We start from the raw sequence: 13,638 nt of genomic DNA, 5'->3' as shown, positions 1-13,638 counted from the left end.
TCAATCGGGTTGGCGTGGTGGGCGCTGGCGTCATGGGCGCCGGCATCGCGCAATGGCTCAGCTCGCGTGGACTGCAGGTGCTTTTGCGCGACGTTGACACAGAGCGGGTCGCGAAGGGAATGACTGGTATTGCCAGGCTTTACGGCGAAAGCGTGAAACACCATTCACTGACGAGGCTCGAAGCACGCGCAGGGCTGGATCGAATTTTTCCGGCGGCAAGTGACGCGTCGTTGCGCAATGTCGATCTGATGATCGAAGCCGCCGTTGAAAACATGGACCTGAAGAAGCAGATTTTTCGCGCGCTCGGTGAGTCGGCAGGCCCGGACACGATTCTGGCGACCAACACCTCGGCCCTGTCGGTGAGCGAGATTGCTGCGAGCACGAGGTCGCCGGAGCGGGTTATTGGCATTCATTTCTTCAATCCGGTGCACCGAATGCAGTTGGTTGAGCTGGTGATCGCGCAACAAACGAGCGTGGAAGTCGCACAACGTGCCTTGCGGTTCATCCAGCGGATCGGCAAACTGCCCGTGGTGGTCAAGGACAGTCCGGGGTTTCTTGTAAATCGGATTCTGATGCCATATTTGATGGAAGCCGGACAACTATTCGAAGCGGGCGCAAGTGTGGAAAACATTGACGCGGCGATGCTGGAGTTTGGCATGCCCATGGGTCCACTACGGTTGATCGACGAAGTGGGCGTGGACGTTGCGCATCACGTGGCAACCGAGCTCCAGGAACAATTCAAAAACCAGATGCACGCACCGGGTGTGTTGTCCCGGATGTTCAAAGCAGGGTTGCACGGGCGCAAGAACGAACGGGGCTTCTATCTCTATAACGCGAAAACCCCCGTGACCAACTCCGGGCTTGGCGTGTTTCAGGAAGGCGATTGGGCGAAAGATTTCGCCCCTGAAGAACTGCAAAGGCGTATGGTTCTGTTGATGGTCAACGAAGCGGCCCGTTGCCTGGAGGAGAAAATCGTCGCCCAACCAGCGGATGTGGACTTTGCGATGATCATGGGAACAGGCTTCGCTCCATTCCGCGGTGGGCCGCTGCGTTATGCGGAACGGGTTGGCATCGGAAAAATCGTTGACGAAATGAAACGCCTCGCCGCAGCAGGATCTGCACATTTCGCGCCGTGCGCCTTGCTGCAAGACGCTGCGGCCGAAAAAAGGCGATTTTATTCTGAGAAGGGAGCCGGACGATGAACACAACGCCCTCCGCACCTGCCCGGAAGCCAGAGGCGAAATCAGCGATCGAGGATCAGGCGCCGCTGATCGATACCTCGAAAATGTCCGTTGGCCAGCGAGCGGCCCTGGAACTGACCGAGGCTGCGCGGGACGCCGCCGGTGAGCGGGTCGGTTTTGCCGCCGGTCTGTTCATGGGCCGGTGTGATTTCGACGCGCTTGTTCCTTTTCCCAGGCAAAACCCGGAAGACCGCGACCAGGGTGATGCGTTCCTCCAGCGCCTGGAGAGGTTCCTGCGCGAAAAAGTTGACCCCGATGAAATCGACCGTACGGGTGAAATCCCGGCCGGGGTTATCGAGGAACTGGGCGCAATGGGCGCGTTTGGCATCAAAATTCCACCAGCCTACGGCGGCCTCGGCCTGTCCCAGACGAACTATTGCCGGGCGGCGATGCTTTTAGGAAGCCATTGCGGAAATCTGACCGCGTTGATTTCAGCGCATCAATCCATCGGCGTTCCGCAACCGCTGATCCTGTTTGGAACCGAGGAGCAGAAACGCAAATACCTTCCGCGATTTGCCAGAGGTGAAATCTCGGCATTCGCGTTGACCGAACCCAACGTTGGCTCCGACCCGGCCACGATGGAGACGCATGCCGAACCTTCACCCGGCGGCGGACATTTCGTCCTGAACGGAGAGAAGCTCTGGTGCACGAATGGCACCAAGGCGGGCGTCATCATCGTTATGGCGAAGACGCCGCCAAGGATTGTTAATGGGAAGCAAAAGAATCAGATCACCGCTTTCATCGTGGAGATGGACTGGCCGGGGGTGGAAGTCGTGCATCGCTGCCGGTTCATGGGACTGAAGGCACTGTACAACGGGGTGATCCGTTTTCGAAACGTTGTTGTCCCGCACGAAAACATTTTGCTGGCGGAGGGAAAGGGACTGCGCGTTGCGCTCTCAACCTTGAACACGGGCCGCCTCACGCTGCCGGCCGCGTGCGTTGGATTATCAAAACGTTGCCTCGACATTGTGAAGAAATGGGCCGGCGAACGCGTGCAATGGGGCGCGCCCATCGGCAAACACGCCGCGATCGCGGACAAAATCGCGCGGATGGCGGCGAACACCTTTGCCATGGAGGCGATGACTCTCTACACCGCCAGTCTGGTGGATCGCGACAAGAAGGCGGACATCCGGCTTGAAGCTGCCATGTGCAAAATGTGGGGTAGTGAAGCGGCCTGGAGCATCGTTGATGACGCGATGCAGATTCGGGGCGGCCGCGGATACGAGACGGCCGACTCATTAAAGTCGCGTGGCGAGAAACCGGTACCGGTGGAAAGGCTTTTCCGCGACAGCCGCATCAATACTATTTTCGAAGGGTCGAGTGAAATCATGCGGCTCTTCATCGCGCGCGAGGCGCTGGACCCGCATCTGAAAGTCGCCGGTGCAGCGTTGAACTCGCAGCTCGCGATGGCGCAGCGGATGAAAGCCGCCCTGAAGGCGGGATGGTTTTACGCGCGTTGGTATCCAGGGCAGTGGTTGCCTTCGCTGCGGCCGTCGAGGACCCGGTTTCTGGAGTCGAGCGTGCTGGAAAAACATTTGCGGTATGCGGAGCGCACCGGCCGCCGGCTTGGGCGGGCGCTGTTTCACGCGATGTTGCGGCGTGGCCCGAAGCTTGAACGGGAGCAGGTGTTGCTCGGCCGGTTTGTCGATATCGGCACGGAGTTGTTTGCCATTGCGGCGACGTGCGCGCGGGCGGACGCCATCAACGGCCCCGACAAGACAGTGGGCGGCCCGGTGTCCCTCGCTGACTATTTCTGCCGGTCGTCCCGCTTACGAATCGAACGGTCGTTTCGAGGTTTGCGTCTCAATACTGATTCGCAGGGCTATCGGATTGCCCGGGACACATTGGAGGGCAGGCACGATTCTCTGGTGGAAGGAATCGTCGGGACTGGCAGCGAACCGGATTGATGGGCCGGGAATCGGGCGCAGGGTGCGATCCGCCGCCTGTGAAGCGTGTGGCGCCCCATTCCGACTTCCTTTTGATTCCCGCCGCATCCGAATTCCTTTCTTTTGGCTCTTGTCGGCGCGGGTGGAATGTTTACACTGGGTTGGTAAGAATGCCCGGAAGCGGACCGTTGTTCACTTGCGGAGCGAGATGTTCTGAACCAAACTTCAATATGATTAGTGAAGCAGCCCTGCCCGAAACGAAAGTTGCGGCGGCGGACCGAAAAGTCAGGCACGCGCCAAAGTATCCCGGTGTTCGCGTCACGTGCAACGGCAACCAGTTGGTCACGCAGTACGTAGAAACGCGCATCACGGAAGGTGGTGTCTTTTATCCGATCACACCCTCGACCGAGGGCGGCGAGATTTATCAGCAATCCTTCGCGCAAGGCGAATTGAATGTCTGGGGCCAGCAGAAGATTGCGGTCGAAACCGAGGGCGAACACGCCGCCCAGGGGGGCGCAACCGCCTACTCCGTCACGGGCAGGCGGACGGTCAATTTTACTTCGGGCCAGGGCATCGTGTACGCGATGGAGCAGTACTACCACGCGCCGGGGAAACTCTCCACGATGGTGCTGGAAATCGGCGCGCGCGCGCTTACCAAGCACGCGTTGAACGTTCACTGCGGTCATGACGATTTTTATGCGGCGCTCGATACCGGCTGGACGATGCTCGTGTCGAAGGACGCCCAGCAGGCGGCTGACCAGGGCATCATTCTTCGAAGGGTGAACGAGCTTTCCCTCAATCCCGGCATGAATATCCAGGATGGCATGCTCACGACGCATTCGGAGAGAACCTATCTTGCGCCGGAGGCAGATCTGTTGCGCGAATTCTTGGGAGCGCCGTGGGACCTGATCGATTGTCCGACCCCGGCCCAGCGGGAGTTGTTCGGCCTGAAACGCCGCCGGGTGCCGGAGATGATGGATCTGAAAAACCCCGTCCTCCTTGGGCCGGTGCAAAATCAGGAACATCACATGAACGGTGTCGTGGCGCGCCGGAACAATTTCAACGAGCCGATTTTGAGCTTTCTCGAACAGGCGTATGAGGAGTTCGCCCGGCTCACCGGCCGCCAATACGGACTGATTTCCGAATACAGGACCGACGATGCCGACACCGTGTTCGTGTCGCTCGGCTGCGCTGCGGAGAACATTGAGGCCGCGTGCGACTATTTGCGTGAACAACGGCTTGCCAGGGCCGGCTCGATTCACATCAACGTGATTCGCCCGTTTCCTGAAGCGGCAGTGATCCGGGCCCTCAAAGGCAAGAAGAACGTCATCATTCTGGAGCGCACCGACGAAGGTCTGGCCGGCGACAATCCCCTCGCGCGCGACATCCGCGTCGCGCTCGGCAAGGCACAGGAGGCCCTGAGGTTCGGTGGTGATTTGCCGCCCCTCAAGGCGGAGGAGACTCCCCGTCTTTTCCGCGGGTCCTACGGTATCGGCTCGCGTGATTTCCGGCCCGAGCACGTCCTTGGCGCCTACGAGTATGCCACCGGTCAGACGCGCCGCAAAGACGGCAAGGGCGCCGCTGACGGCGCTACTTACTTTGTGCTCGGAGTGGACCATCCGTATGCCGTGATTTCGAAGGACACGCCGTCGCTACTGCCCGACAAGGCCATTGCGGTGCGCTTTCATTCGATTGGCGGATGGGGCATGATCACCACGGGCAAGAATCTCGGCTCGATCATTGGCGAATTCGGCGATTTGATTTCACACAGCAACCCGGAATACGACGAGGAAGGCCGGTTGAAGGAGAAGCTGTTCGTCATGGCGAATCCGAAGTACGGCTCCGAAAAGAAGGGGGCGCCGACGAATTACTATCTGGTGGTCGCTCCTGAACGCATTCGCGTTAATTGCGAACTGAATCATGTGGACGTCGTGCTGTGCTGCGATCCGAAGGCGTTCACGCACACGAACCCGCTGGAAGGGTTGAATAAAGGAGGCTCTCTGGTTTGGGAGTCCAGTGATTCACCCGAAGTGGCCTGGCAGCGAATCCCCGCCCACCACCGAAAATTCGTCAAAGACAACAACATCCGGGTTTACATTCTTCCGGGTTTCGAGATCGCCCGCAAAGCCACCGACCGCGGCGAGTTGCAATTGCGCATGCAGGGAAACTCGTTCCTGGGCGCATTCTTTCGCGTTTCGTCTTTTCTCCAGGACAACGGCATCAACGAGGAGATGTTTCGCGAAACGGTCAACAAGCAATACGTCAAAAAGTTCGGTCGCTTCGGCGATGCGGTTGTGGCCTCGAACATGGAGGTCATGACCCAGGGCTTCTCGCGCGTGCAGGAAATCAAATACGGCGCGCTGGAAGACCCGGATCGCTCAAGCATGCGCAACGCGCCGGTCCGCCCTCTGGGCGAACATCAGATCATCCCGACCTCAGGCTTCGACCTCGGAGCGGGCTGCACGAGCATTCAGGCTCCCGCCGGGCAGAAACCGCGGGCCCCGTTGCAAACCCTGGGAAAATTCGACAGCGAGTTCCGGTGCGGCCTCGGTTATCACCAGCCCGCGGGCGCGCTGGCTTCAGTGGGAGTGATGGGCGCCGGTTCGGGAGCGACGCAATCCAAGTACGTCGCCCGGCGCGAGACGCCGGTTTACATCGCGGAGAACTGCACTCAATGCATGGAATGCATCACCGCCTGCCCGGACACCGCTCTCCCGAATACTTCGCAGGACATCTCCACGGTGCTTCGGACGGCGGCCTTTAATTATGTGAAGGATCCTGCAGAACGGAAGAAGCTGCTGAACGAGCTGAAAGGTGTCGAGGACCGGGCGAGGGCGAAAATGTCGGCCATGGTGCAAAAGCGTGAGAAACTGCCCTTCAAGGACATTATCCGTGCCGAGGTCAGCGCGTTGAACGGAATCGCCGACAAGGCAAAAGCGGAGTTCACCGGCATCATTGATCAGCTTCCGCTGGCCTACAACAACGTACCCGCGATTTTTCGTTCCCTCGAGCAGAAGACGCCCGGCTCCGGGGGCCTGTTCTCAATCTTCGTTTCCGACCTGTGCAAGGGGTGCGGCGAGTGCGTGCAGGTTTGCGGCGACCACGACGCCTTGCGCATGACGGTCGAAACGGAAGAATTGAACGCCCACCTGACCACGGCGCAAATCTTCTCACGGCTTTTGCCTGACACGCCGCAGAAGTTTCTTGGTCTTTATACGGATAATTCCCCGGAGCAATCGCGCGAGGCGACGCTGCGAAACCATCTGATGGTGCGGCGCAATTACGAAGCGCTGGTTTCCGGCGACGGCGCCTGCGCCGGCTGCGGCGAGAAAAGCATCCTCCGGGCCGCGGCTTCGGTCACTGAGGCGTATATGCGGCCGATTTATCACCGGAAAGCGGATCGTTTGCGCGCGAAGGCCGAGCGCATGGAAAAAGAGGGCGTCGCCAGGCTGCTGGAATTGAAAGCGCGAGATGAAAAACAATATCAACTCTTTCGCAGAAGCGTCGCCCACGTCGTGATGGGCCTTGGCGGCGAAGATGACGACGATACGGCCAAACGGATCGCCGATTACGAAGTCAAGCATGGGCCGATTTCGGATGAGGAAATCGGCGGGGGTCTCGTCGCAGTCCTGCGGCAGGACGCTTTCAATCACAAGGAACTTCAGGCGGTTGACGGCCGCCGGGCCAACGGAATGTCCGTAATGATGATGGGCGCGAGCACGGGTTGCAACACGGTCTATGGCTCCACGCCGCCGTCGAACCCGCATCCGTATCCCTGGATGAATTCGTTGTTCCAGGATGGCGCGACGATTTCCTGGCTTCTGGCCGAGTCGGTCATTGTCAATCACGCGCGCCGTTCGGTCGTCCCCGAACGCATGAGTGACGCTCTCCTCGACAGGGGTGACGCGGTGATTTCCGAAGCTGATTATTTCGCGCTCACGCATCTCGACGACACGTTGATGACCGATCAGGAGATTCGCGAACTGCCGAAGGTCTGGGTCATCGGTGGCGACGGCGCGTTTGGAGACATCGGCTTTCAGAATGTTTCGAAGGTCGTGCTGCAGAATCGTCCGAACGTGAAGATGCTCATGCTCGACACGCAGGTTTATTCGAACACGGGCGGCCAGAATTCTGATTCCTCCACGATGCTGGGCGGCTATGACATGAACCAGTTCGGTGTCGCCTCGCAGGGCAAATTGATTGAGAAAAAAAATGTCGCTGAAGCGTTCACCAGCGGACACGGATCACCGTTCGTCGCGCAGGTTTCCATGGCCAACGCCGCCAAGCTGTACAAGGCGATGCTCGACGGTCTTGAATACCGGGGCACCGCATTCTTCCAGGCCTACACCACCTGCCAGCCGGAGCACGGCGTGAGTGACAACATGAGCGCTGACCAGGCCAAAATGGTGCGCGACGCGCGCGGCATGCCGGAATTCGTTTTCAACCCGCGCAAGGGCGAAACCTCACAGGAGGCATTCGACCTCAAGGGCAATCCGACGGTCGATCGCGATTGGTGGCGCACGAAGTTCAAGGCGACCGGTGAAGATTACAGTTTCACCGTCGCGCATTGGGCGCTCACAGAGGGCCGCTTCCGCAAACACCTGAAGGCCGTCTCCGAAGAAGAGGCCAGAAAGCTGACGCTCCTCGACGACATGCTCGTTCTGATCACCCAGGACGATGTGATTTACCGCCGCGTGTTCGATCCGAACCACCGCAGTTTCGTCCGGAATTTTGGCTGTTACATCAAGGCTGACGTGAACGGAAAGCTGAAGTTTTTCGCCGTGTCGCGGCAGATGGTGCTGTTCGGCGTTGAACGGCGCAAAGCGTGGCGCATGTTGCAGAGCAAGGCCGGGGTCACGAACAAGGATTACCTCGCGCAGAAAAACCTGCTCAAGAAAGCGGACGCCGGGCAGGTTCCGATGGCAGACGTGAAAAGCCGGACGCGGGAATTGTTCGAGGCCGAGCTGGCTGCGTTAAATCCTGCGCCCGTTGCGGCGGCCTGACGGACTTTGGTCATTTGCACGGTCAAACCTCTGGAAACCCCGGAGGTTTTTTTGTTGCTGGCACGGGTGGCGCTTCCGGTTAGATTCGGCGCCGGTGATGAAAAAGGCGTTTGTTTCCATTGAGGCTGTCGTCGAAGACCTGCGGAAAGGCAGGATGGTCGTCGTCGTGGACGATGCGGATCGCGAGAACGAAGGCGATCTCGTCATGGGCGCCGAGCACGCGACGCCGGAGGCCGTCAATTTCATGGCCAAGCACGGCCGCGGACTGGTCTGCGTGCCGACGACCGGGGACCGGCTGCAACAACTGGGCATCGAAAGGATGGTCACACAGAACCGCGAGACGTTTAAAACCGATTTTCAAGTAAGCGTGGATGCCGCGACCGGCATTACCACCGGCATCAGCGCGGCTGATCGCGCACGTACGATTCAAGTCATGGCTGACCCGACAGCCGTACCAGATGATCTGGTGCAACCCGGACACGTTTTTCCGCTCCGAGCCAAGGCAGGTGGAGTATTGCAGCGGGCGGGCCACACGGAAGCGGCGGTGGACCTCGTGAAACTGGCAGGTTGCCGGCCCATCGGGGTCATCTGCGAGATCATGAGCGATGATGGTTCGATGGCCCGGCTGAGCGAGCTGACCGTGTTTGCCAGAACCCACGGCCTGAAAATCTGCACCATCGAGGATCTGATCAAATACCGGCGTGCGCGCGAAAAGCTTGTCGAACGGATGGAAGTGGTGAAAATGCCGACGGATTACGGCGATTTCGATTTGCATCTTTACCGCTCGAAGGTGGACGGTCAGCATCATCTGGCGCTGGTGCGTGGCGAAGTGGCCGGCAGAAAAAGCGTGCTGGTGCGCGTCCATAGCGAGTGTCTGACCGGCGACGTGTTCGGATCGAAGCGTTGTGACTGCGGCCCGCAACTGCATCAGGCCATGCGCCAGGTGGCGGAGGAAGGCCGGGGCGTCATCGTCTATATGCGGCAGGAGGGCAGGGGGATCGGGCTGGCGCCGAAGATCAAGGCTTACAAATTGCAGGAGCAGGGCTACGACACGGTCGAGGCAAACCGTAAACTGGGTTATGGAATGGATTTGCGGGAATACGGACTTGGGGCCCAGATTCTTTGCGACCTGGGTTTGAAAACCATCCGCCTGCTGACCAACAACCCGAGGAAGGTGGTGGGACTGGAAGGTTACGGCCTCGAAATCGTCGAGCAGGTCCCGATTCGCGTCAAACCCAATCCGCACAACTCGCGATACTTGAAAACGAAGCGGGAGAAGTTGGGACACCTGTTATGAGAGGCAATCATTTTTCACGGACGGAAGATCGCCAAAAGCAGGGATTCATGGAAGCCGCCGACAGATGCTGAAGAAACCTCCGATCAAGAGAGTCCGAGCGGCCAATCGCCCGTTTGCCATCGTCGCAGCGCGTTACAACGGACGCTACGTTGACGCCATGTTGCGTGCGGCGAAAAGGGAACTGGCCAGAGGCGGCGCAAAAACAATCAGGATCGTCCGCGTGCCCGGCTCGTTCGAGATCCCGGCCGTGGCCGCGAAGCTCGCGGAGTCCATGCCGCCCTTCTCGGCCATCGTGTGTCTCGGAGTTGTTTTTCAAGGCCAGACGACCCACGCGCAACATGTTGGCTGGGGCGTGACTCACGCGCTCGCCCGGATTCAAGTGCTGCACAGGATTCCGGTTGTCCATGGTGTGTTTGTCTTCGAAAAGGAGGAGCACGCGCGGGTTCGGTGCCTGGGCAGCAAGCACAATCGTGGCACGGAGGCGGCAAGGACGGCCCTGGCGATGGCGCGAGTGATGGAGAGTTTATGACGACTCAATCCTCCAGTCCCGGAAAAGTTTGCCAAAACCTCCCTGAATACCCGGTGATATGCAGCGTCCTAACAGCGAACAGTAGAGTTTGTGAAACATTTCACAAATCGCTTGCTGGGCCGTTTTTCGGGTGATAGCGTCAACGAGATTTGTCATGAAAAACGCGCGTGAACCTATGAAAACCCAACTCCTCACCATACTGGCGTTCGTTGTTTCGGCGTCTGCCGCTTTCGCCGGCGACATCACGGGCAAGGTTGTGCTCAAGGGCACGCCGCCGCCAGAAATCAAAATCGACATGGCCGCTGATCCAAAGTGCGGCGCCGCTCATTCGGAGGCGGTCACGACGCGCCACTATCTGGTCGGCAAGGATGGAGGTCTGGCGAACGTGTTTGTTTACATCAAGAGCGGTCTGGAGGGAAAATCGTTTCCGACGCCCAGTGAGACGCCGACGATCGATCAGATCGGCTGTTTGTACGAGCCTTATGTTTCAGGAGTGATGGTCAACCAGAAATTCAAAATCAAGAATTCAGACACCACGTTGCACAACGTCCATGCCACTCCCAAATTGAACAAGGAGTTCAATTTTGCCCAGCCCATCAAAGACCAGGTGAACGAAAAGAGTTTCGACAAACCGGAAGTGGTCGTGCGCTTCAAGTGCGACGTTCACCCTTGGATGTTCGCCTACGTCGGCGTCCTGGATCATCCGTTTTTTGCTGTGACCGACAAGGATGGCAACTTCAAGATTTCCGGCGTGCCCGACGGCAAATACACCCTCGAGGCGTATCACGTAAAAACGCACATGGCGAATCCGGGCGTCAGCCAGGAGATTACGGTAAAGGGCGATACGAAAGCCGATTTTACGATTGAACTGAAGAAGTAGGCGGCGGGGTCGCGCTGCTGCTCTTCTTCTTCAAACGAGGCCGCTGTGGTCAGGATTTCCACGGCGGTTTGCTTTTTCAGCCTGTGAAGCTTGCTTGATTTTGAGTCCATGACCCGATCGACGGATAATCCGCGCCTGGCCCGGTTTGCAGCGTTTACTGCTGCCGCCACACTCGTGCTCATCTGTTTCGGCGGCCTGGTGACGAGCCACGGCGCGGGCATGGCCGTGCCCGACTGGCCGAATACCTTTGGGTACAATCCATTCTTTTTCCCGATTTCCAAATGGGTCGGCAACATTTTCTATGAACACACGCATCGTCTGGTGGCGTCGGGGGTGGGATTACTGACCACAATTCTGGCGGTGTGGCTCTGGCTCAAGGAGTCTCGCCGCTGGCTGCGCTGGTTGGGGGTGGCGGCGTTTTTTGCCATCGTGTTGCAAGGGGTGCTCGGCGGTCTGCGAGTGGTCTTGTTCAAGGATGAACTCGGAATCTTTCATGCGACGCTTGGGCAGCTTTTTTTCGTCCTCACCGCCGCCATTGCACTGTTCACGAACCGGTGGTGGGCGAGCGCTGCTGCGCTGCAAAGGCCCGTCGAAGACAGCACCGGTCTGCGGCGGTTGTTTCTGGTTGCGACGTTTTTGATCTTCGGCCAGTTGATGCTGGGCGCGACCATGCGCCATCAGCACGCCGGTCTCGCGATTCCGGATTTCCCGGCCGCATACGGAAAGGTGTGGCCGGCCACGGATGCGGATTCCATCATTCGCTACAATCAAAATCGCGTTGAAATAAATGCGGTCAATCCCATCACGGCATTCCAGGTGGTGCTGCAAATGGTACACCGGATTGTCGCCCTCGCGATTCTCTGCATGGTCGCCCTTGCTGCATGGTTGACGCGAAGGAACCTTGGCTGGCAAAATCCGCTGGCACGAATTTCGACTGCCTGGCTGGTGCTGATTATGACTCAAATTCTGTTGGGTGCGGGAACGATCTGGACCGGAAAATCGGCCGACGTCGCCACCGCGCACGTCGCGGTTGGCGCTCTGTCGCTGATGACCGGGGCCATGCTTTCCATCGTTTCGTTCCGATGTCTGGTGCGGACCGCAATGTCGGTGCAAGTGGCGGCAAAAGGAGAGTCGGGAGCCGTCCCGTTCGCGGGGGGAGCGAATGCCGCGCCCAACGTCCGTTGAAGCAGCGATGAAGGCAACCGCTCAATCCATTCCCGTGGTGGTCGTCGCCGACAAGGGCCGCGTCGCGGTTTTCAGTGAGCTGCTCAAGGCGCGGCTGACGTTCCTGGTTTTGTTGACGACATTGGTGGGCTTCTATGTCGGGTTTCGGGGGGCGATGGATTATCTGCTGATGCTGCGCGCGCTGGCGGGCACGGCCCTGGTGGCGGGCGGGGCGGCGGCGCTCAATCAATTGATCGAGCGCAAGTTCGACGCAAGAATGCGGCGAACCGAAGACCGGCCGCTTCCTTCCGGACGCCTGCAAGCTGACACGGTCCTGATATTCGGTGGCATCAGCTCGGCCGGAGGATTGATCTACCTTGCTCTGGCAGTGAACCTCGAGACGAGCGTGCTGGGCGCCATCACGCTGGCGAGCTATCTTTTCATCTACACGCCGCTTAAACGCGTCACCACGTTGAACACGGCGATCGGCGCAATTCCCGGAGCCCTGCCGCCGTTGATGGGATGGACCGCAGCGCGTGGTGAAATCAACGTGGAAGGCTGGTCTTTGTTCGCCATTTTGTTTTTCTGGCAACTGCCGCACTTTCTGGCGATTGCCTGGATGTATCGGGACGAATATGCGAAGGCGGGCTTCGCGATGCTGCCGGTGTTCGACTCCGATGGGCGGCGCACGGCGGGCCAAACGGTCAGTCATACGCTCGGTCTGCTGCCGGTCAGTCTTTGTCCCTTTTTGTTCAAACTGACCGGGCCGATATACCTGTTCGGCGCATTGATCCTCGGCATGGCGTTTCTATGGCAGGCGGTCCAGTTTTCCCGCGAGTTGACGCTGACGCGCGCCCGGCAGCTTTTTTACGCGTCGATCCTGTATTTGCCGCTCTTGCTCGGCCTGATGGTATTGGACAAGATCAAATAATGAAGCATTCGCGTTGACACCGGAAAGAGGGCGACGTTAATTATCGCCCCTCAATTCCGCGCCCGGTTTTCCGGTTTCAGGCGGACGTCAGAAAAACGAAGACAGTCATGCAGCCAACCACTCAACAGACGGAACATCACACCGGCCATGAGGCCCATCACGAGCAGCCGGGCTTTTGGCGCAAGTACATTTTCTCCACGGACCACAAGATCATCGGTATTCAATACGGTATCACGGGCCTCATGTTTCTGTTTTTTGGCTTTTGCCTGATGATGCTCATGCGCTGGCAGATCGCGTATCCGGGCAAACCGATTCCGATTATCGGCGACCTCCTTCTGAAAGTCCTGGGCGAGGAAATGGCCAACGGCGGCGTGATGCAACCGGACCTCTACAATGCGTTCGGTGCAATGCACGGCACGATCATGGTCTTTCTGGCGATCGTGCCCATTGCCTTCGCGGCGTTCGGCAACTTCGTCGTCCCGCTGCAAATTGGCGCGCCGGACATGGCGTTTCCGCGCGTCAACATGGTCAGCTATCAAAGTTACTTCCTCGGCGGCGTGGTGATGTTCTTCAGCTTTTTCATTCCGGGTGGCGCCGCGCGATCGGGTTGGACTTCCTATTCGCCGCTGGCGACGCTTGCCGACCCGGCGCACCATCCGAACGGCCAGACCTTCTGGATCCTGGGCATGGTGCTGCTCATCACGTCG

The 13,638-nt window shown here is 58.8% G+C and carries 9 protein-coding genes; all 9 read left to right on the top strand.

Annotated elements, in window-relative coordinates; all coding sequences use genetic code 11:
* The coding region (locus VN887_05650) for a 3-hydroxyacyl-CoA dehydrogenase NAD-binding domain-containing protein (protein HXT39489.1) at positions 1 to 1,202 on the top strand (1,202 nt) is incomplete at its 5' end.
* Positions 1,199 to 3,148: an acyl-CoA dehydrogenase family protein gene (locus tag VN887_05645; GenBank protein HXT39488.1), complete on the top strand. Its 1,950-nt coding sequence runs from the start codon at positions 1,199 to 1,201 to the stop codon at positions 3,146 to 3,148. The genes VN887_05650 and VN887_05645, both read left to right, overlap by 4 nt.
* A gap of 209 nt (positions 3,149 to 3,357) precedes the next feature.
* Complete coding sequence (locus VN887_05640; protein HXT39487.1) at positions 3,358 to 8,130, top strand: 2-oxoacid:acceptor oxidoreductase family protein; 4,773 nt, start codon at positions 3,358 to 3,360, stop codon at positions 8,128 to 8,130.
* A 97-nt stretch (positions 8,131 to 8,227) separates the two neighbouring features.
* The gene (locus tag VN887_05635) at positions 8,228 to 9,427 is read left to right on the top strand and encodes a bifunctional 3,4-dihydroxy-2-butanone-4-phosphate synthase/GTP cyclohydrolase II (protein HXT39486.1); all 1,200 of its coding nucleotides are present in this window, start codon (positions 8,228 to 8,230) and stop codon (positions 9,425 to 9,427) included.
* A gap of 64 nt (positions 9,428 to 9,491) precedes the next feature.
* Positions 9,492 to 9,956 carry a 6,7-dimethyl-8-ribityllumazine synthase gene (gene ribH / locus VN887_05630; GenBank protein HXT39485.1) on the top strand — a complete coding sequence of 155 codons (465 nt, stop codon included), beginning with the start codon at positions 9,492 to 9,494 and terminating at the stop codon, positions 9,954 to 9,956.
* A 175-nt stretch (positions 9,957 to 10,131) separates the two neighbouring features.
* Complete coding sequence (locus VN887_05625) at positions 10,132 to 10,836, top strand: hypothetical protein (GenBank protein HXT39484.1); 705 nt, start codon at positions 10,132 to 10,134, stop codon at positions 10,834 to 10,836.
* A 108-nt stretch (positions 10,837 to 10,944) separates the two neighbouring features.
* A complete protein-coding gene (locus VN887_05620; protein HXT39483.1) occupies positions 10,945 to 12,021 on the top strand; it encodes a COX15/CtaA family protein in 1,077 nt (358 codons plus the stop codon).
* Between the two features lie 7 nt (positions 12,022 to 12,028).
* Positions 12,029 to 12,931, top strand: a complete 903-nt coding sequence (cyoE, locus tag VN887_05615; protein ID HXT39482.1) for a heme o synthase — start codon at positions 12,029 to 12,031, stop codon at positions 12,929 to 12,931.
* A gap of 107 nt (positions 12,932 to 13,038) precedes the next feature.
* Positions 13,039 to 13,638, top strand: a 600-nt coding sequence (locus tag VN887_05610) for a cbb3-type cytochrome c oxidase subunit I (protein ID HXT39481.1), incomplete at its 3' end; no start/stop codon positions are given.

This window comes from Candidatus Angelobacter sp., assembly GCA_035607015.1.
Taxonomy (GTDB): domain Bacteria; phylum Verrucomicrobiota; class Verrucomicrobiia; order Limisphaerales; family AV2; genus AV2.
This window is presented reverse-complemented; position numbering and strand designations above follow the sequence as displayed.